The 20,157-nt window shown below is 69.2% G+C and carries 17 protein-coding genes; 9 read left to right on the top strand and 8 right to left on the bottom strand.

What is annotated here, in order from left to right:
• Window positions 1-497: 497 nt before the first annotated feature.
• The 9 genes from nosZ to IV088_RS09900 all read left to right on the top strand — a co-directional run bounded on the left by nosZ (window position 498) and on the right by IV088_RS09900 (window position 10,864).
• On the top strand, window positions 498-2,429 hold the full coding sequence (gene nosZ, locus IV088_RS09940) for a TAT-dependent nitrous-oxide reductase (protein WP_291101274.1): 1,932 nt from the start codon (window positions 498-500) through the stop codon (window positions 2,427-2,429).
• Window positions 2,430-2,528: 99 nt separating this feature from the next.
• The gene (locus IV088_RS09935; RefSeq protein ID WP_291101271.1) at window positions 2,529-5,147 is read left to right on the top strand and encodes a NosR/NirI family protein; all 2,619 of its coding nucleotides are present in this window, start codon (window positions 2,529-2,531) and stop codon (window positions 5,145-5,147) included.
• Window positions 5,148-5,188: 41 nt separating this feature from the next.
• Complete coding sequence (locus tag IV088_RS09930; protein ID WP_291101347.1) at window positions 5,189-6,427, top strand: nitrous oxide reductase family maturation protein NosD; 1,239 nt, start codon at window positions 5,189-5,191, stop codon at window positions 6,425-6,427.
• A gap of 4 nt (window positions 6,428-6,431) precedes the next feature.
• Window positions 6,432-7,352: an ABC transporter ATP-binding protein gene (locus IV088_RS09925; protein WP_291101344.1), complete on the top strand. Its 921-nt coding sequence runs from the start codon at window positions 6,432-6,434 to the stop codon at window positions 7,350-7,352.
• The gene (locus IV088_RS09920) at window positions 7,349-8,176 is read left to right on the top strand and encodes an ABC transporter permease subunit (RefSeq protein ID WP_291101269.1); all 828 of its coding nucleotides are present in this window, start codon (window positions 7,349-7,351) and stop codon (window positions 8,174-8,176) included. Before IV088_RS09925 ends, IV088_RS09920 begins: the two co-directional genes overlap by 4 nt.
• Window positions 8,173-8,724: a nitrous oxide reductase accessory protein NosL gene (locus IV088_RS09915; protein ID WP_291101267.1), complete on the top strand. Its 552-nt coding sequence runs from the start codon at window positions 8,173-8,175 to the stop codon at window positions 8,722-8,724. The genes IV088_RS09920 and IV088_RS09915 overlap by 4 nt, the downstream gene beginning before the upstream one ends.
• Window positions 8,724-9,338 carry a nitrous oxide reductase accessory protein NosL gene (locus IV088_RS09910; RefSeq protein ID WP_291101265.1) on the top strand — a complete coding sequence of 205 codons (615 nt, stop codon included), beginning with the start codon at window positions 8,724-8,726 and terminating at the stop codon, window positions 9,336-9,338. The genes IV088_RS09915 and IV088_RS09910 overlap by 1 nt, the downstream gene beginning before the upstream one ends.
• Window positions 9,339-9,443: 105 nt before the next feature.
• Window positions 9,444-9,848: a c-type cytochrome gene (locus IV088_RS09905; protein WP_291101263.1), complete on the top strand. Its 405-nt coding sequence runs from the start codon at window positions 9,444-9,446 to the stop codon at window positions 9,846-9,848.
• A 17-nt stretch (window positions 9,849-9,865) separates the two neighbouring features.
• Window positions 9,866-10,864 carry an FAD:protein FMN transferase gene (locus IV088_RS09900; RefSeq protein WP_291101260.1) on the top strand — a complete coding sequence of 333 codons (999 nt, stop codon included), beginning with the start codon at window positions 9,866-9,868 and terminating at the stop codon, window positions 10,862-10,864.
• 17 nt (window positions 10,865-10,881) lie between these two features.
• Here IV088_RS09900 and IV088_RS09895 read toward each other — a convergent pair whose 3' ends face one another.
• From IV088_RS09895 to IV088_RS09860, 8 genes are all read right to left on the bottom strand, one after another.
• Entirely contained in the window at window positions 10,882-11,448 is a 567-nt protein-coding gene (locus IV088_RS09895; RefSeq protein WP_291101256.1) for an Rrf2 family transcriptional regulator, read from the bottom strand.
• Window positions 11,449-11,558: 110 nt separating this feature from the next.
• Window positions 11,559-12,005: an OsmC family protein gene (locus tag IV088_RS09890; protein WP_291101252.1), complete on the bottom strand. Its 447-nt coding sequence runs from the start codon at window positions 12,003-12,005 to the stop codon at window positions 11,559-11,561.
• 117 nt (window positions 12,006-12,122) lie between these two features.
• The gene (gene fdhF, locus IV088_RS09885; protein ID WP_291101249.1) at window positions 12,123-14,954 is read right to left on the bottom strand and encodes a formate dehydrogenase subunit alpha; all 2,832 of its coding nucleotides are present in this window, start codon (window positions 14,952-14,954) and stop codon (window positions 12,123-12,125) included.
• Complete coding sequence (locus IV088_RS09880) at window positions 14,951-16,621, bottom strand: NADH-ubiquinone oxidoreductase-F iron-sulfur binding region domain-containing protein (protein WP_291101341.1); 1,671 nt, start codon at window positions 16,619-16,621, stop codon at window positions 14,951-14,953. Before IV088_RS09880 ends, fdhF begins: the two co-directional genes overlap by 4 nt.
• A 167-nt stretch (window positions 16,622-16,788) precedes the next feature.
• Window positions 16,789-17,745, bottom strand: coding sequence for a LysR substrate-binding domain-containing protein (locus tag IV088_RS09875; RefSeq protein WP_291101246.1), 957 nt, complete (start codon window positions 17,743-17,745; stop codon window positions 16,789-16,791).
• Between the two features lie 219 nt (window positions 17,746-17,964).
• On the bottom strand, window positions 17,965-18,267 hold the full coding sequence (locus IV088_RS09870) for a hypothetical protein (RefSeq protein ID WP_291101243.1): 303 nt from the start codon (window positions 18,265-18,267) through the stop codon (window positions 17,965-17,967).
• 141 nt (window positions 18,268-18,408) lie between these two features.
• Window positions 18,409-18,663 (bottom strand): MoaD/ThiS family protein, encoded by a 255-nt coding sequence (locus IV088_RS09865; RefSeq protein ID WP_291101240.1) that lies wholly within the window; start codon window positions 18,661-18,663, stop codon window positions 18,409-18,411.
• A gap of 103 nt (window positions 18,664-18,766) precedes the next feature.
• Window positions 18,767-20,122, bottom strand: a complete 1,356-nt coding sequence (locus IV088_RS09860) for an FAD-dependent oxidoreductase (protein WP_291101237.1) — start codon at window positions 20,120-20,122, stop codon at window positions 18,767-18,769.
• Window positions 20,123-20,157 lie beyond the last annotated feature (35 nt).

Genomic DNA, 20,157 nt, shown 5'->3' with positions numbered 1-20,157 from the left:
CAGTGCGGCAAGGCGGTCGTTGCGGCACCGCACGCCAGGGTTCAAGAGGCCATTCCATTGACGCAGGTCAAACGCACCTAAATATTCACTTCATGTGCATGATATCGGACCTATAGTCCGCGCATGACGCATTTCCCGAGACCCACACGCGCAGTGCAGCGATGGCTTCTGCTCTGCCTGGTGCTCTGCTGGGGAATCGTTTTTTCATCGCCGATCCCGACCCTCCAGGGCATGACCGAGGTCTGCAGCAGCAGCGGCACCCAGTGGGTTCAGGCCGATGACAGCCCCGACACGGGGCCCACGCACACCACCGTCTGCTGGCTCTGCCTGCCCGCTGCCCTGCCGAGCCCGCCCACCGCCACGCTGCCAGCGGTCGGCCTGCCTCCACTCACGCTCCCGGCCCGGGTAGCCAGTCACGTGCCTCCCGCTCCCGCTGCCATGCCGCCCCCCGCGCGTGGCCCACCCACTTTCCAAACCCAAACCCAAGAGGTTCACACATGAAAAGCGACAGCAGCTTGCCTTCCAAAGACACCACCGCATGGGGTCGCCGACGTTTCCTCAACACCGCCGCATTGGCGGGACTGACGATGGGCGCCGCAGCCTGCACCGACAAAGAATCCGGTGCCGCCAACGCCCCCGCCGCAGCGCCGGCCGCGGCCCCCGATGCCGCACACGCCGGCACCAACGCCACACACCTCAAACCCGGTGAACTCGACACCTACTACGGTCTGTGGAGCGGTGGCCACACCGGCGACATGCGCGTGCTCGGCCTGCCCTCGGGCCGTGAACTCATGCGCATCCCCTGCTTCGTGCCCGACGCGCTGGTGGGCTGGGGCATCACCAACGAGTCCAAGAAGATCATGGGCACCAAGCCCGATGGCTCGCTGCGCTACACGGTGGGCGACTCGCACCACACCCACGCCTCCTACAAGGACGGCAACTACGACGGCCGCTACGCCTGGATCAACGACAAGATCAACGCCCGCATCGCGCGCATCCGCCTGGACTACTTCATCTGCGACAAGATCACGCAGCTGCCCAACGTCCAGGGCTTCCACGGCATCTTCCCCGACAAGGCCGACCCGGTGGACCCGGCGATCAACTACACCACGCGGGTGTTCTGCGGCGCCGAATTCTCCATCCCGCTGCCCAACACCGGCGTGGACGACGGCACCCAGTACCGCTCGATGTTCACCTGCGTGGACGCCGAGAGCATGGAAGTGCGCTGGCAGGTGCTGATCGACGGCAACTGCGACCTGACCGCCACGTCCTACGACGGCAAGCTCGCGGCCACCAACCAGTACAACATCGAGATGGGCGTCACCTACGAGGACATGATGTCCTCCGAGCGCGATGCCTGCCTGTTCTTCAACATCGCCCGCATCGAAGCGGCGGTGAAGGCCGGCAAGTTCAAGACCGTGGGCACCTCCAAGGTGCCGGTGGTCGATGGCACGCACGAGGCCAACAAGGACCCCAAGACCGCGCTGACCGCCTACGTCTCCGTGCCCAAGAACCCGCACGGCGTCAACGCCAGCCCGGACGGCAAGTACTTCATCTGCGCCGGCAAGCTCTCACCCACCGCCACCGTGATCGAGCTCGCCAAGGTGCTCGACTGGTTCGACGGCAAACTGGAAAAGCTGGACGCGGCCATCGTGGCCGAGGTCGAGATCGGCCTGGGCCCGCTGCACACCGCCTTTGACGGCCGCGGCAACGCCTACACCACGCTGTTCCTCGACAGCCAGGTCGTGAAATGGAACGTGGACGCCGCGATCAAGTTCCACGCCGGCGACAAGGCCGCCAAGTACGTGGTCGATCGCATCGACGTGCAATACCAGCCGGGCCACCTGAACGCCAGCCAGTCCGAGACCAAGGCCGCCGACGGCAAGTACCTGGCCGTGGGTTGCAAGTTCTCCAAGGACCGCTTCCTGCCCGTGGGCCCGCTGCACGCCGAAAACGAGCAGCTGATCGACATCTCGGGCGACAAGATGGTGCTGCTGGCCGACCACCCGGTGCGGGGCGAGCCGCACGACTTCATCATCTTCAAACGCGAGCTGCTCCAGCCCAAGCAGGTGTATTCGCTCGACGAATTCCCGCTGGCCATCAAGGACCCGAAAGAGTCCGGCGTGTTCCGCAACGGCAAGAAGGTCACGGTGAAGATGACCTCGCAGGCCCCGGCGTTCAGCCTGCGCGAGTTCAAGGTCAAGAAGGGCGACGAGGTCACGCTGATCCTCACCAACCTCGACAAGATCGAAGACCTGACGCACGGCTTCGCGATCCCCAACCACAACGTGAACTTCATCGTCAACCCGCAGGAGACGGCCTCGGTCACGTTCATCGCCGACCAGCCGGGCGTGTTCTGGTGCTACTGCACGCACTTCTGCCACGCGCTGCACCTGGAGATGCGCACCCGCATGATCGTGGAGGCATAAGCCTTCGCACCCCTCCCCAGCTGGGGAGGTCTTGCCTTGCCGGGTCCGATGCCGGCGCCGTGTGGCGCTGGCATCGGACCCCGCCCCCTGGACCCAACGATGTCGATTGCACGCCTTTTCGCGGCCGCGCTGACCGCCGCCGCCCTGTTGCTGAGCACGCTCGGCAACGACGCACGGGCGCAGGCCTACGAAGCCCATCTGCCCGCCGACCTGGCCACCAACCCCGACCTGTGCGCCCTCGTGCCCTGTGCGGACGTGTTTCCGGGCGCCAAGAGCTTTTCTCAACGCATGGGCCAGCCACCGTATGTGGAAGCCTATGGCGACGCCGACCCGCAGCAGCCGGGCAAGAAGACGGTGCTGGGCTATGTGATGCTCTCGACCGACATCACCGACATCCCGGCCTACTCCGGCAAGCCGGTGGTCACCCTCATCGGCATGGACGCGCAGGGCCGTTATGTGGGCATCAAGGTGCTCAAGCACTCCGAGCCCATCCTGCTGCTGGGCATCCCTGAAAAAGCCCTGCTTGACTTCAACCACCAGTACCTCGGCAAGTCGGTGGCCGACCAGATCGAAGTGGGGCCCTCTCGCCCCGATCAAAACGTGCTCGGGGTGGACGCCATCTCGGGCGCCACCGTGACCGTGATCGCACAAAACCAGGTGATGCAGCTCTCGGGCTCGGCCGTGGCCCGCCAGGTCGGCATCATCGAGCCCACGCGGCGCGACCCGGCCCGCTTCGTCGCGCGCCAGCAGCGCTACAGCTGGGCCGAGCTGGTTCAGATGGGCGCCGTGCAGACCCTGCGCGTCGCGCCCGAACAGGTGGGCCTGCCGCGCGGCGACGCGCCCTTCATCGAACTCTGGTTCGGCGACCTCAACCACCCCGACATTGGCACCAGCCTGCTGGGCGAGCGCAGCTTCGCCAACCTGCGCGAGCGCCTGCAACCGGGCGAACACGCACTCTTCGTGGTGCGCACCGCGGGCGTGGAGTCGTTCAAGGGCTCCGGCTTTGTGCGCGGCGGCCTGTACGACCGGGTCCAGGTGAAACAGGGTGCTGATTCGTTCACCTTCCGCGACCTCGACTACCTCAACCTCTATGGCCTGCAGGCCGCGGGCGCGCCGGCCTTCAGCGAGTCGGCGATCTTTGTCATCCGGGCCGGCTCGTTCTCGGCGGCCTACCCCTGGAAGCTGGCCTTCCTGGGCAACCGCGTGGACCGCGCCACCGGCCACCGCAGCTTCGCCAATTTCGAATCGAAATACTGGCTGGCGGCGGATCTGCTCGAAGGCGGGCGCCCGGTGGTCACCGAGCCCGACGCGCCCTGGGTGCGCATCTGGACATCGCGCGCCATTCAGATCGCCCTCTTCAGCGCCCTGCTGCTGGCGGTGGCCGTGGTCTACGCCCTGCGCGACAAGCTCACGCGGCGCTCGACCCACAAGAACAAATGGCCGGTCAACGCCTTCAAGTACTTGGCCTGGGCGCTCAGCATCGGCTTCGTTGGCTTCGGTCTCATGGCGCAGCCCTCCATCACCCAGGTGCTGACCTGGTTCCACGCGCTGCTGTTCCAGTGGACCTGGTCGCTGTTCCTGTCGGACCCGTTCATCTTCGTCTTCTGGGTCTTCATCATCGCCACCGTGTTTCTGTTCGGGCGTGGGCTGTTCTGCGGCTGGATGTGCCCGTTCGGCTCGCTCTCCGAAGCCCTCTACAAGGTGGGGCGCGTGATCGGTCTCAAGCGCTTCCAGACCCAGCTGCCGCAGGTCTGGCACGACCGGCTCAAGTGGCTGAAGTACGCCATCTTCTTCGGCCTGCTGGTGGTGTCGATGTTCTCCATGGGCCTGGCCGAGGTGCTGGCCGAGGTGGAGCCCTTCAAGACCACCTTCCTGGTCGGCATCACCCACCGCAGTTGGCCCTATGGTCTGTTCGTGGTGGTGATCCTGGGCCTGTCGCTGTTCATCGAACGCCCCTACTGCAAGTACATCTGCCCGCTGGGCGCTTCGCTGGCCATGCCCAGCACCTTCCGCTGGTTCGGCCTGCAGCGCAAGCAGGACTGCAACAGCTGCAAGGCCTGCGCCGTGGGCTGCGGCGCGCAGGCGATCGACGCCGACGGCCGCATCGACCACCGCGAATGCCTGCACTGCCTGGACTGCATGGTGCTCTACACCGACCAGAAAGGCTGCCCGCCGCTGGCCAAGGAGCGCAAGCGCCGCGAGCGCGACGGCCTGCTCATCACGCCCATCGGGCGCGACGGTTACTTCATCCCCATCGAGCCGGTCTCGCCCGTCGGCGCCCGGGCGGCGCAAGGCCCCGATCCGCGCATGCCCACCGCGCCCGCCCAGCCCTGGCCCGGCGGCCGCGCCCCGGGCCTCAAAGGCCTGTGGCAGGAGGTGTTGCACCACCTGTGGCCCTGGAGCCGCGACGGCTGGAAGCACCAGCGCGCCCTGCAGTTCGCCGGGCTCTCGCTGGCCCTGGCCGCCAGCGTGGCCTGGCTGCTGGCGGCCGACGGGCGGCTGTCGGCCAGCGCCATCATCGGCTGGTGGTTCGGCTGGAGCGTCTACGAGGTGCTGATCCGCATGGCGGGCAAGCGCTACGTGAAGGACGGCCCTTGGTGGCATGCGCGCTACCGCGTGGCGAACGGGATGGACATGCTCAGCTACGTCGGGTTCAAGAACCTGCTGATCGGCGCGACGCTGTTCCTCGCGCTCAAGACCCTGGGGCACCTGGCGTGAAGACCCACACATCCTGGCGCCAACGGCTGGCCGGCGTGTGGCTGGTGGCGTTGGCCCTGCCCGCGTGGTCCGCCGTGTGGCGGGTCGAGCCGGGCGGCGACATCCAGGCCACCGTGGCGCGGGCCGCCGCTGGCGATGTGGTGGAAGTGGCGCGCGGCTTCTACAGCGTCAACCTGCGCATCGACAAGCCCCTGATCCTGCGCGGCATCAACCGCCCCACCCTCAGCGGCGGCCAGCGCGGCGACACCATCCGCGTCGCCTCACCCGACGTGCTGATCGAAGGCCTGATCGTGCGCGACTCGGGCACCAGCCTGAAGAGCCAGCACGCGGGCATCTATGTGCAGCCCGGTTCGCACCGGGCCGTGGTGCGGCGTTGCGACCTGACCTACAACCTCTTCGGCCTGTGGATCGAAAAGGCCAACGAAGTGCGCATCGAACACAACCGCATCACCGGCCTGCGCGACCTCAACTCCTCGCAGCGCGGCAACGGCATCCAGCTCTACAACACGCAGGGCGCGCGCATCACCGGCAACGACATCAGCTTCGTGCGCGACGCGCTGTACGTCGACGTGTCGCACAACGCCGAATTCCGCGGCAACCGGCTGCACCACAGCCGCTACGGCTCGCACTACATGAACTCGTACCACAACCTGTGGGAAGACAACGACAGCTTCTACAACCGCGGCGGTCTGGCCCTGATGGAGGTGCGCGACCAGGTGGTGCGCGGCAACCGCACCTGGGGCAATTCCGACCACGGCATCATGCTGCGCACCCTGCAGGACTCGGTGATCGAAAACAACGTGGTGGCCGGCAACGACCGCGGCTTCTTCATCTACGACGTCGAGTACGTGACGCTGCGCAACAACCTGGTGATGGACAACCGCGTCGGAGTGCACCTGTCCGCCGGGTCCACGCGCAACCAGGTGGTGGGCAACGACTTCATCGCCAACCGGGAGCAGGTGCGCTACGTGGGCGCGCGCGACGAACCCTGGGGCCAGCCCACGCCCGGCCAGGGCAATCACTGGAGCAACTACCTGGGCTGGGACCGCGACGGCAACGGCATCGGCGACCTGTCCTACGAGGCCAACGACCTGGTGGACCGCCTGCAGTGGCGCCACCCTTCCATTCAACTCTTGCTGGGCAGCCCCGCGGTGCAGGCCCTGCGCGTGCTGGGGCACCAGTTCCCGGTGCTGCGCGTGCCCAGCGTGATCGACCCCCATCCGGCCATGGCGCCGAAACACCCCGACTGGAGCACATGGCGTGACAAGCATTTCCGCTGAGGCCCTGCATCTCGAGAGCGTCACCAAACCCTACGGCAGCCGGCGTGCGCCGCTGCTGGCGCTGGACAACGTGAGCCTGCGGGTGCCACGCGGCCAGCTCTTCGGCCTGATCGGCCACAACGGCGCCGGCAAGAGCACGCTGTTCAAGCTCGTGCTCGGCCTCATCACCCCCAGCCACGGCCACATCCGCGTCAACGGCTGCGCGGTGAACGGCCCCGACTTCCGCACCACGCGGCGCGCCCTGGGCTACCTGCCCGAGAACCTGGTGCTGTACGACAACCTCACCGGGCTGGAGACGTTGCGCTTTTTCGCGCGCCTCAAGGGCGCGCCGCAGACGCAATGCGCCGCCCTGCTGGATCGCGTCGGCCTGACCCGGGCCGGCGGGCGGGCGGTGCGCGAGTACTCCAAGGGCATGCGCCAGCGGCTGGGTTTTGCCCAGGCCCTGCTGGGCGACCCGCAACTGCTGTTGCTCGACGAGCCCACCACCGGCCTGGACCCGTCGGCGATCCGCGATTTCTACGACCAGCTCGACCTGCTGCGCTCGCAGGGCGTGACCCTGGTCATCAGCTCGCACATCCTGGCCGAGCTGCAGCAGCGCGTCGATGCCCTGGCCATGCTCAGCAACGGCCGCGTGTGCGCGCAGGGCTCGGTGCAGGCGCTGCGCGAGCGCTCGCGCATGCCCCTGGTCTTCCAGCTGCGCGCCGCGCCGGACCGGCTGCAGGCCCTGGCCACCGAGCGGCCCGGGCAACTGGCCGGTGCCGAGATCGCGCTGCAGCAGCGCGAACCCGGTCTGCTGGAACTGCGCTGCCCCCGCGAGCACAAGATGCGGGTACTCGCCTGGCTGGCCGGTGCGGGCCTGAGCGATCTGCAGATCCACGAGCCCTCGCTGGAGGACGTGTACTTCGGCCTGAGGGAGGCACCATGAACGTTTCACTGCAATGGCGTCAGGTGCAGGCCGTGGCCGCCAAGGAATTCCGCGACCGGCTGCGCAACCGCTGGGTGCTGGCGGTGGCCGTGGTCTTCACGGTGTTCTCGCTGCTCATCACCTACTTCGGCTCGGCCGCGCAGGGCCAGATCGGCCCGCGCTCGATCGAGCTCACCATCGCCAGCCTGGTCAGCCTGGTGATCTACCTGATCCCGCTGATCGCGCTGCTGCTCGGCTTCGATGCCATCGTCGGCGAGCGCGAGCGCGGCTCGCTCGACCTGCTGCTGGCCCTGCCCATCACGCGGCTCGAACTGCTGCTGGGCAAGTACCTCGGGCTCGCAGGTGCGCTGACGCTGTCCACCGTCTCGGGCTTTGCGCTGGTGGCCCTGCTGCTGTACCAGCGCTTCAGCTGGGCCGGCCTGTACCACTACGCCGGCTTCGTGATCAGTTCGGTGCTGCTGGGGCTGGCGTTCCTGAGCCTGGCGGTGCTGCTGTCGGCGCTGGCCCGCGACCGCACCCGCGCCTCGGGCCTGGCCATCGCGCTGTGGTTCGCGATGGTGCTGGTGTTCGACCTGCTGCTGCTGGGCCTGCTCGTGGCCACCGGCGGCCAGTTCGCCGGCCAGGCCTTCGCCTACCTGCTGCTGCTGAACCCGGCCGACATCTTCCGCATCCTCAACGTGTTTTCGCTCGACGACGTGCAGCGCCTGTATGGCCTGGCCAGCATCCTGCCCCCGGCCCTCAGCCAGGTGGGCTGGCTCGCCAGCGCCATGCTGGCCTGGATCGTCGCACCCCTTGCCCTGGCTTCCTGGAGATTCCGACCATGAACACCCCTTCCCACATCACCCTGAACCGCCGCCGCCTGCTGTGCGGCTGCGCCGGCCTGGCCACCCTCGGCCTGCTGGGCTGCGGCCAGGGCGGCGATGCCGCCTCCGGCGCCAGCGCCCCGGCCGAGATCAGCGCCCAGTCCAGCTGTTCGCTCGACGGCATGCAGTTGGCCGACTACCCCGGTCCCAAGGGCCAGATCCGCTACGCCGGCGTGCCCGAGGTGCAGTGGTTCTGCGATTCGGTGGAGCTGCTGTCGGTGCTGCTCGCCCCCGAGCAGGTGCGCGCGGTGGTGAGCGCCCACGTGCAGGACATGGCCCTGGCCGACTGGGAGCAGCCCCGCGGGCACTGGATCGACGCGCGCCAGGCGCTCTACGTGCTGGGCAGCCAGCGCCGCGGCTCCATGGGGCCCACGGCCGTGAGCTTCGCCACCGAAGCCACGGCGCAGGCCTTCGTGCAGCAGCACGGTGGCCGCCTGCTGCGCTACGCCGAACTCAAGCCCGACATGGTGGACCTGAGCGGCGGTGCGCTGCACGACACCCGCATGTGATGCCATCGCGCCGCACCGCCATCGGTCTGTCGCTGCTGGGCGGCACGACCGTGTTCGCCGGCCTGGGCTGGCGGGCGGTTCGGGGTGCCACGGCGCCCGTCCGCGCGAACGCGGCGCGGCCCGGCGACGTGTGCCTGACCGCGCCCACCTTCTCCCACGACCCCGCCTCGGGCCTGCCCCTGCAGGCGGCGCGCGAGGTGCCACCCGAGGCCCGCTGCCCGGTCTGCGGCATGTTCCCGGCGCGCCAGCCCCGCTGGGCGGCGCAGGTCATCTTCCGCAATGGCGACGTGCAGTACCTGGACTCGCCGCTGAGTCTGTTCCTGTACTTGCAGCGGGTCCCGCGCTACACGGCCGGCCAGAGCGCCGACCGCATCGTGGCCAGCCACGTCACCGATCTGGACACCGGCGCCTGGGTGCCCGCCGAGCGGGCCTGGTACGTGCACGGGTCCCGGCTGATGGGCCCGATGCGAACGGGCAACCTGCCCGCGTTCGCCACCGTTGAGCGCGCGCGAGCCTTCGCCACCCGGGAAGGCGGCGAGTGGTTCGCGGCCGCGCGCTTGCGCCAGGGCCTGCCCGCGTCGCTGCAGCGGCTCGCCCCGCACACCCACGGCTGAAGCCCGGCCTCCTTTGATGTCCATCAAGGGTCGGTTTAATTATTCATGTAGTATGAATATTAAAATCCAGATCACCCCACTCACCACTTCATTCAAGGACTCCCCATGAACGCCAAGAAGCTTCTCCTGATCCTGGGCTGCAGCGCCGCCCTGATGGCCTGCGGCGACAAGCCCGCCGCCGGCGCCGCGGCGCCGGCGGCCTCGGCTCCGGCCCCGGTGGCCGCCGTCGCTGCGGCACCCGCCCCCGCGGCCGAGAACGCCGTGGGCAAGAAGGTCTATGGCTCGGTGTGCTCCATGTGCCACGCCGCCAACGTGGCCGGTGCCCCCAAGCCCGGCGACAAGGCCGACTGGGGCCCGCGCATCGCGCAAGGCAAGGACACGCTCTACAAGCACGCCGTCGAAGGCTTCACCGGTGCCAAGGGCATGATGCCCCCCCGCGGCGGCGGCAACGCCCTCACCGACGACGAGCTGAAGGCCGCCGTGGACTACATGGTCGCCCAGTCGCTCTGAACCCACCCGGCCCCACCATGACACACCTGCTCCAACGCCGTCAGTGCCTGGCCGGGCTGGGCGGCCTGCTCGTCGCCGGCCTGGGCATGCGCCCTGCGCTGGCCAGCCCCGACGTCCACCGCGCCACCCGCGTGTTGATGGGCACGCGGGTGGACATCGTGGCGCAGGGCGACGGCCCGGGCGCCACGGCGGCGGCCGTGCAGGCGGCCTTCGCGGAAATGCAGCGCCTGGAACGCATGATGAGCCGCCACCGCGCCGACAGCCTGGTGAGCGCGATGCACCGCCGCGCGGGCCAGGGCCTGGTGATGGCACCGCCCGAACTGCTCGCGGTGCTGCAGCGGGCCGCCGAGCTGTCCCGGCTCAGCGAGGGCGCCTTCGACATCACGGTGGGGGCGTACCACGGCTGGTCCTTCGACCCGCAGGACGCCCACGTGCCCGCGCCGCAAGACCTGCGCCGCGAACGCCGGCTGGTGAACTTCCGCGACGTGTTGGTGCACCCCGCGACCGGCCAGGCCGGCCTGGGACGCCCGGGCATGCGCATCGACCTGGGGGGCGTGGCCAAACTGCCCATCCTGCAGGCGGGTCTGCGCGTGCTCGGACAGCACGGCGTGCGCCACGCCATGGTCAATGGCGGGGGCGATGTGCTCACGCGCGGCCAGCTCCTGGGCCAGGACTGGCGCGTGGGCATCCGTGACCCGCGTTCGCCCGAGCGGCTGATCCACACGGTGCAGGTGCGCGACGGGTGTGTGGCCTCGTCCGGCGACTACGAGCGCTGCTTCGTGCGCGACGGCCGCCGTTACCACCACGTGCTGGACCCGCGCACGGGCATGCCCAGCCGCGGCGTGCGGGGCGTGGTCACGGTGTCGCGCCAGCCCGACCCGGTCAACGGCCTGGGCGCCGCGATCATGGTGGCGGGCGCCGCCACAGGCCGGCACCTGCTGTCACCCCTGCGCGACGTGGACAGCCTGATCGTCGACGCCGACGCCCGCGTCAGCACCACCGGGCGGTGGCACTGAGGCAACGCCCTTCGGCGTCAGTCGGCCTGGGCTTTGCCCGGCTTGCGCGCGGCCGATGGCCGCCTGGCGGGCGCGGCTTTGGTCGCCGGAACCGGCGCTGTCCTGGGCATCTTCAGCGAGGCCAGCTGGATGGGAATCAGGTGCGGCATCTGCCCCGCCTGCGCCTTGCCCGTCGCCACGGGCGCCAGCAGATCGGCCAGCGTGATGCCATCGAGCACGTCGAAGAACCCCTGCGTCGCCTTGTACAGGACGTCCTTGAGCCGGCAGTAGCCATCCAGGCGGCAGGTGTTGGTCTTGCGATCGAAACACTCCACCAGGGTCATGTCGGTTTCGGTCTGACGCACGACCTCGCCCAGGGTCAGTTCCCCGGCAGGCTTGAGCAAGCGCAGACCGCCGCCGCGACCCCGCGTGGTGGCCAGCCAGCCAAACGACGCCAGGATCATCACGATCTTGGTGAGGTGGCTGCGGGAAATGCCGTGTGCCTCGGCGATCTCGTTGACCGTGGGCGGATGCTCGCGCCCCTCGCAGGCGGCGCAATACATCAGCACCCGCAGGCTGTAGTCGGTCCAGTGAGTGAGTCGCATGCGGTGTTGCCCGGGCAGGGGGTGGTGGTTGGCGTGAAACTTTCACTGTAGCGGCAATGGAACGCGCCCGCCGTGTCCCGGATCAAGGTCCGGCGACATTCCCGCGCGCATCAGCCCTTGAGGCGGGCTCCGGCACCGTCTTGCACCTGCACGTTGATCGCAATGCCCTGGCGCACGCTCATCGACACGGTGCAGAACTCCTCGAACTGAGCCAGCACACGGTCCAGGTGCTCCAGCTCGGCGGCGGGGCGCCCCAGCTCCAGCTGCACCGTGATGTCGGTGATGCGCAGGCGGTTGGCCGCATTCCGGCCGGTGGTGGCGGTGGCCGTGGCTTTCAGCGGACCGGGGTCCTGCTTGTATTTCTGCAGCGCGAACACCAGGCTGGCGCTCAGGCAGTTGGCCACGGCGGCCAGCAGCAGGTGGTCGGGCGCAGGGCCGGCCGCGCCCCCCAGCGGCGGCGGCTCGTCCACCGCCAGCTGCGCGATGGCGGGACCGAAATCGACCAGAAACTGGTAGCCGGACTGGCGGGTCAGGGTGACGGTGGCTTGCTCGCTCATGAGGGGAACTCCGTGATGGGTGGCTTCACATTTCATTTACCCCTAGGGGTATGAAGCATCATACGCCGGGAATCCCCCGGCGCCTTGCCCCGGGTCGCCACCGTGGGCGCTCCACGCTCAGGGGCTGGAGGCGCCCGCGGGCCGGATCGATACCGCGCAGTACTTGAACTCCGGGATCTTGGCCTGGGGGTCGAGCGCCGCGTTGGTCAGCAGGTTGGCCGCGGCCTCCGAGTAGGCGAAGGGAATGAACACGCAACCGGCGGCGGTGCCGTCGTCCTGGCGCGCGCGCAGCGTCACCTCGCCCCGGCGCGAGCGCACCGTGATGCGGTCACCCGCGGACAGCCCCAGCCGCGCCAGGTCGGTGCCGCTGACGCTGGCCGTGGCCTCCGGTTCCAGCGCGTCCAGCACCGTCGCGCGCCGCGTCATGCTGCCGGTGTGCCAGTGTTCGAGCTGGCGACCGGTGATCAGCACCATCGGGTACTCGGTGTCGGGCGACTCGTCGGCGGGCACCAGTTGCGCCGGCACCAGGCGCAGCCGGCCGTCCCCCGTCGGGAAGTGGTCGATGAAGACGATGGGCTGGCCCGGGTCGTCGTCGCTCAGGCAGGGGTAAGTCACGCTGCCCTCGCGTTCCAGCCGCTCCCAGCGGATGCCCGCGATCGAGGCGTGCATCGCCTGTCGCATCTCTTCGTACACCGCGGCGACGCCATGGTGCCCGCCCTCGTAGCGCCAGCGCAGCCCCAGGCCCGCGGCCATCTGCTGGATGATCCAGAGGTCGGCGCGCGCGTTGCCCGGCGGATCGATCGCCTGCCGGCCCAGCTGCACCATGCGGTCGGTGTTGCTCACGGTGCCGGTCTTTTCCGGCCAGGCGCTGGCGGGCAGGATCACGTCGGCCAGCCACGCGGTCTCGGTCATGAAAATGTCCTGCACCACCAGGTGTTCGAGCGACGCGAGTGCGTGGCGCGTGTGGTTCAGGTCGGGGTCGCTCATGGCCGGGTTCTCGCCCATGACGTAGAGGCCTCGCAGCTTGTGCGGGTCGCTGTCGTCGGCCAGCGCCTTGTGCATCAGCTCGACCACGGTGTAGCCCGGCGCACGGTCCAGCAGCGTGCCCCAGAAGTCCTCGAACCAGGCGTGGGCCGCCTCGTTGTCGACCCGCTGGTAGTTGGGGAACATCATCGGGATCAGGCCGGCGTCGCTTGCGCCTTGCACGTTGTTCTGCCCGCGCAGCGGGTGCAGGCCGCTGCCGGGTTTGCCGATCTGGCCGGTGATGGCGCACAGCGCGATCAGGCAGCGCGCGTTGTCGGTGCCGTGCACGTGCTGGCTCACGCCCATGCCCCAGAGGATCATCGCGGCCTTCGCGGTCGCAAACGCGCGCGCCACCTCGCGGATGGTCTGCGCCGGAATGCCGCAGACCGGTGCCATGGCCTCGGGGCTGAAGCGCGCGACGTTCTGCGCCAGTTCCTCGTAGTGCGTGGTGCGCTGCGCGACGAAGTCCTGGTTCACCAGCCCTTCGTCAATGACCGTGTGGATCATCGCGTTGAGCAGGGCCACGTCGGTGTCGGGCCGGAAGGGCAGCGTGCGCCAGGCGTGCTGGCCGATGTCGGTGATGCGCGGGTCGGCCAGCACGATGCGGGTGCCGCTCTGCGCCGCGTTCTTCATCCAGGTCGCGGCCACCGGGTGGTTGACGGTCGGGTTGGAGCCGATCACCACGATCAGGTCGGCGTGCGCCACGTCGTTGACCGGGTTGCTCACCGCGCCCGATCCCACGCCTTCGAGCAGCGCCGCGACGCTGGAGGCGTGGCACAGGCGCGTGCAGTGGTCGACGTTGTTGGAGCCGAAGCCGGTGCGCACCAGCTTCTGGAACAGGTAGGCCTCTTCGTTCGTGCCCTTGGCCGAGCCGAAACCGGCCAGGCTTCGGGGGCCGTGGTTGTCGCGCAGCGCCTTGAAGGTGCCGGAGGAAAGCGCCAGGGCTTCTTCCCAGCTCGCTTCGCGGAAGGTCTCGCGCCAGTCGGCGTCGCGCGCCGGAATGCCGTCGCCGTGTTTGGGCACGCCCTCGCGCCGGATCAGCGGCACCGTCAGGCGGCCCGCGTGGTGCACGTAGTCGAAACCGAAGCGGCCCTTGACGCACAGGCGGCCATGGTTGGCCGGTCCGTCGCGGCCTTCGACCGCGACAATTTTTTCGTCGCGCACCTTGTAGCTCAGTTGGCAACCCACACCGCAGAACGGGCACACCGAGTCCACCGAGCGGTCGACGGCCTGTGAGCCCACCAGGCTCTTGGGCATGAGCGCGCCCGTCGGGCAGGCCTGCACGCACTCGCCGCAGGCCACGCAGCTGCTGGCGCCCATGGGGTCGCCGAGGTCGAACACCACCTGCGCGTGTGAGCCCCGGAAGGCCATGCCGATCACGTCGTTGACCTGCTCTTCGCGGCAGGCGCGCTGGCATCGGTTGCACTGGATACAGGCGTCGAGGTTGACCGCCATCGCAGGGTGCGAGAGGTCGGGCGCGGTGGGCGCGCGGCGCAAGGCCGCCAGTGCGGGGCGCACGGTCACGCCCTCGCGCTGCGCCCACTCGCTCAGCTCGCCGTGCGGCAGGGCGGGGTCGTCGTCCAGCCACTTGTGGCCCTGCTCGGGCATGTCGGAGAGCAGCAGCTCCAGCACCATGTCGCGGCTCTTCTTCGCGCGCAGGCTTTGCGCCAGCACCTTCATGCCGGGCGTCACGCTGCGGCAGCAGCTGGGCGCAAGCGCGCGCTCGCCCGCGACCTCGACCACACAGGCGCGGCAGTTGCCGTCGGGGCGCAGCGGGTCGCTGTGGCACAGGCGCGGGATCACCACACCGTGGCGCTCGGCGGCGTTCAGGATGGACTCGCCGTCGAAGGCTTCGACGGGCTGGCCGTCGAGTTCGAAGGCCACGGTGGCGGGGGTGAGCTGCTTGGCAGTCAAAGGCTTGTTCATGCGGCACCCCCCACTTCGTGGGCGAAGTGTTTGAGCACCGAGCGGATCGGGTTCGGCGCGGCCTGGCCCAGGCCGCAGATCGAGGCGTCGCCCATGACCTCGCACAGGTCATTGAGGGTGTCGACGTCCCAGGTATCGGCCTCCATCAGCTTCACGGACTTGGCCGTGCCGACGCGACACGGCGTGCACTGGCCGCAGCTTTCGTGCTCGAAAAACCGCAGGGTGTTGAGCGCCGCGTCGCGCACGCGATCCTGATGACCGAGCACGACCACGGCGGCCGAGCCGATGAAGCAGCCGTGCGGCTGCAGCGTGTCGAAGTCGAGCGGGATGTCGGCCATGCTCGCGGGCAGGATGCCGCCGCTCGCGCCACCGGGCAGGTAGGCGTACAGCTCGTGCCCTTCGGCCATGCCACCGCAGTGTTCGGCGATCAGTTCGCGCAGGGTGATGCCGGCGGGCGCCAGCTTGACGCCGGGTTCGCGCACGCGCCCGCTCACGCTGAAGCTGCGCAGGCCTTGGCGGCCATGGCGCCCTTGCGAAGCAAACCAGCCGGGGCCGCGCTCCAGGATGTCGCGCACCCAGTACAGGGTTTCGAAGTTGTGCTCCAGCGTGGGCCGGCCGAACAGGCCCACCTCGGCGATGTAGGGCGGTCGCATGCGCGGCTCGCCGCGTTTGCCTTCGATGCTTTCGATCATGGCCGACTCTTCACCGCAGATGTAGGCGCCCGCGCCGCGTCGCAGCTCGATGCGCGGCAGCGCACACGGCGGGTCGGCTTGCAGCGCGGCCAGCTCGGCCTGCAACAGGCGACGGCAGTCGTGGTATTCGTCGCGCAGGTACAGGTAGACCGCGTCGATGCCGACCACCGAGGCGGCGATCAGCACGCCTTCGAGAAAACGGTGCGCGTCGCGTTCCATGTGATGGCGGTCCTTGAAGGTGCCGGGCTCGCCCTCGTCGATGTTCACCGCCATCAGGCGCGGCCCCGCGAAGCCGCGCACGATGCGCCACTTGCGCCCCGCCGGAAACCCCGCGCCACCCAGGCCGCGCAGGCCCGAGTCTTCCATGGCCTTGATCAGGTCCTCGGGGTCCCGTTCGCCGCGTGCAACCGCAGCAGCCAGCTGGTAGCCACCACCGGCGCGGTAGGCGGCGTATCCCACAAAGTCGGGGTGTGGTGCGGCGGGGGTTTCGTCCGGCATCGCCGCACAAGCCACCACCGTGTCCGGCGTGGCCCTCGCCACCGCGCGCTGACCGACCTGCACCGCCGGTGCCTGCTCGCAGCGGCCCACACAGGGCGCGGGGATCACGCGCACCGCCTGGCCCAGCAAGGCGGGCAGCTTCGCCAGCAGGTCGCTGGCGCCGGCCAGGCTGCAGCTCAGCCCGTCGCACACGCGCACGGTCAGCCCGGCGGGCGTGTCGCCCTCGCGCAAGACCTCGAAGTGGTGGTAGAAGCTCGCGACCTCGAACACCTCCACCACGGGCAGTCGCATCTCGGCCGCGAGCGCCACGATCAGGGCCTCGGGCAGTCCATGGTGGGCGTCGTTGATGGCGTGCAAGTGCTCGATCAGCAGGTCGCGCCGGTGGCCGTCGGCGGGCGGGGCGCCGATCAGCGCACGCACGGCCTCGATGGCAGCAGGGGTTGCCTGGCGGCCCTTGAGGTGGGCGCGGGCCTTCATGCCCTTGCGGTGGCCGTCGGGCTTCAGGGACGAGGCCGGGGCGATGGGAATGGTGCGGAAGCTGGGGTTGCTCATTCCCGCACTGTGTCGCGGGCCGCCCTCCGCGTCAAATTGCTTTGCCACATGGGTTCATTCAATGCCTGAATGAACCCGCGTTCACGGGCGCGTCAGTTCAGGGCGCCGCTCAAGGTCGCCAGCTCGGCGCGCCAGTCGGCGTCCTTGGCCAGGGCGAGCGCGGCCTCCAGCGCGCGCGTGGGTGCCACGTTCTTGCGCGTCAGAAAGCCCACGGGCGTTTGCACCTCGGGCCGCACCAGCGGCCGAAAGCTCAGCCCCGGCTGGTCGCGCAGGCTGGCCACCAGCGACCCGGGCATGACGCTGGACAGGCTGCCGGAGCGCACGGCGAGCGCCAGCGCGAACACCGAGTTGGTCTCCATCACCGGCTGCGCCACGGCCCCGGCGCGCGCGAACGCCGCGTCCACCACGCTGCGGTTGTGCATGTCGGGCGTGAGCAGGCACAGCGGCTGCTGCGCCGCCTCGCTCCAGGGCACGGGCTCGCCCATGCGGCTGGCGCCGGCCGGCCCTTTGGCGCGCGGCGACCGGGGGGCGCTGGACACCAGGTAATGGTGCTCCTGGTACTGGGCGAGCACCTGAAAGCCGCTGGTGCGCGGGTTCACGCGCTCCAGAAACCCCAGCCCCAGGTCCAGCGTCAGCTCTTTCAACCCGGCCTCGATGTCGGCCGAGGGCAGCGACAGCACGACCGGCGCCACCCCCGGGTGGCGGGCCTGCAAGCGCGCGCAGAACCGTGTGGCCACCGGCACCGCCGACGGCACCACACCCAGGCGCAGCCGCCCCACCGGCCGGTCGGCCTGGCTGGCCAGTGCCTGCTGCAGCATCTCGTGTTCGCGCAGCATGCGGCGCGCGCTCGCGAGCACCTGCTCGCCTTCGGGCGTGAGGCCGGAATAGGTTCGGCCCCGGTGCACGATGGGCGTGCCCATCTCGCGCTCCAGCGCGCGCAGGGCGTTGGACAGTGCCGGTTGCGTGATGTGACACGCCTTGGCCGCGCGCTCGAAGTGGCGGTGGTCGTGCAGCGCGACCAGGTAGCGCAGGGAGGTGAGCAGGTTCATGGGGTGGTGCGGGGCAGGTGTTCCCGAAGTGGGCCACAGCCTATCACCCGGTCACCGCAAAAGCCCATGGAACAAACACGCCATCACAAAGCACGGCGCAAGGCAGCAGCGGCCCGGGGTTTCTCCCGGAGCACGTGGTGTGACCGAGAGGCTCCGCCGGACGGCCAGTGCCGCCCCCTTGAGGGGCGTGACGCGAAGCGGCGCGGGAGGTGTTCCGATCTACCCTCCACCGCGCTGCATGTAGAGATCAAAGCGCTTCATGAACGCATACCGCTGCTCAGCGTCCAGCCCCACGAACACGAAACTCACGCGCAGCACTGGCATGCGCATGAGCGCGATCACGCGCGGCGGCATCACCTGCCAGCGCAATTGCAGCGAGCCGGGCGGAATCTCGACCATTGCCGAGGCACCCTCCACACGCCACGGTCGGCCGTCTCCCACCGCAGCCGGCAACCAGCGCAGCCACTCGTCCTCGGTGCAGCCCATGTCGCGCTCAAAACGCTCGGCGTAACTCGATTGCATGTCAGGGAAACCGCGACCCGAACCACAAGCCGAAACGGCCGAAGTGGCCCAACCCAGAACGCGGCGGAACTGGCTTCGCCAGGTCGCACCGCGTTGCCCCCTTGAGGGGGTCGCGCGCAGCGCGGCGGGGGTGCCTCACTGTCACCCGCCCGCGATCGGCGGCCAGATCGCCAGCGCGTCGCCTTCGCTCAGCGTGGTGCTCATGCGCTTGTCCGGCTCGACGTACTTGCCATTGACCAGCACCAGGTGCACCAGCTTCGGCGGCAGGCCGAAGGGCTCGATGATCTGGCTGATCGGCGCGTCCGGACTCACGTCCAGTTCAAGGACGTTGCTGCGCCGCGCCTCGGGCGGCAGGTAGTCGGTGAGCGTGGCGAAGAGTTTGAAAGTGATGCGCATGGTGGGGATTGTGTAGCGATCGATCCGCCGCCGGGCCGCCCCAAGGCGGATCAGCCCCCTCGGGGGGCAGCGACCCGCGCAGCGGCGGAGCGTGGGGGCAGAGTCATGCACGCCGGCGGTCGTCTGTCGCGCCGTTCCAGTGGCCTTGCCCCTGTGCCGCCGACAGGTAGGCGTCCATCAGTTTCGTGGGGTCGTCCATGAGCCGGTCTTTCCACTCGCCCAGCTTGACCTGCCCCTCGACCAGGCCGCGCATCACGCCCACGTGGTCCGTCCAGCCCACGCTGTTGCAACCGACCAGGCGGTCGTCCTTGAACTGCAGGCTCAGGTGGCGGCCGGCCTTCTCATCGGTCAGCTCCACGTGCTGCCCGCCGGGCAGGCCTTCCCAGTTGCCGAAGCTGGTGGAGATCAGGCCCAGCGTGTCGAGCACGTTGATCTGGGTCACGCCCATCAGCTCGGCGGTCTGGCCCACCATGTTGAGCGCGGCCACGCGCGCCTGTTCGGCGGCGTTGGGCTGGATCGCGCTCACGATGGTTCTGCCCGAGACCTTGTCAAAGGCCTCGGCACAGTCGCCGGCCGCGTAGATGCCGGGCACGTTGGTCTGCAGGTGCTCGTCGGTGAGCACGCCCACCAGGCAGCGCACGCCGCTGTTTTCCAGGAAGCCGATGTTGGGCTTGACGCCGGTGGCGCTGATGACCAGGTCGGCCTCCAGCGTCTCGCCGGTGGACAGGCGCACCCGCATCTTGCCGCCGGGCACGGCCGGCGAGCCGAGGCCCACCGCCTGCGCGATCTTGCCCAGCAGGCCCGGCTCGGCGCCGTTGCCGCGCTCGATGGCCTCGACCCTGGCGCCGGTGTAGACCTTGACGCCCTTCTTCTGGCACCAGTCCTTGATCATGCCGCCGGCCGTGGGGCCCATCATGCGCGGCACCATGCGGTCGCCCATCTCGACGACGGACAGCTCCACGCCGCGCTGCTGCAGCGACTCCATGATGATGCAGCCGATGAAGCCCGCACCCATCTGCAACACCTTGGCACCGGGCTTCGCGAGGTTGGCGATGGCGCGCGCATCGGCCAGCGTCCAGCAGCTGTGCACACCCGGGCCGTGGATGCCAGGGATCGGCGGGGTCGCGGGCGAGGAACCGGTCGCGATCAGCAGCGTGTCGAAGTGCAGCGTGTTGCCGTCGCTCAGCTCGATGCAACGTTTCACCGAGTCCAGCAGCTTGGCACGCACGCCGCGCAAGACCTTGATGTTCAACGCGTCGAAGTGGCCCGCGGTGTGGCGCAGGTGCGTGCCGTCTTCGCCGACCTTGCCGATCAGCAGGTAGGGGATCGCCATGCGCGAGTACGGCGCTTCATTTTCATCGCCGACGACGGTGATCGTGTCGTGGGGCGCGTGCTTGCGGATGGTCTCGGCCGCGATGACACCGGCCGGGCCGGCACCGAGGATGACGTGGTGGGTCATGAACGTGTTCTCCAAAAAGAAGAAGCGGCCGCAGG

Origin of the sequence: Hydrogenophaga sp. (assembly GCF_018780075.1) — a bacterium.
Lineage (GTDB): Bacteria > Pseudomonadota > Gammaproteobacteria > Burkholderiales > Burkholderiaceae_C > Hydrogenophaga.
This window is presented reverse-complemented; position numbering and strand designations above follow the sequence as displayed.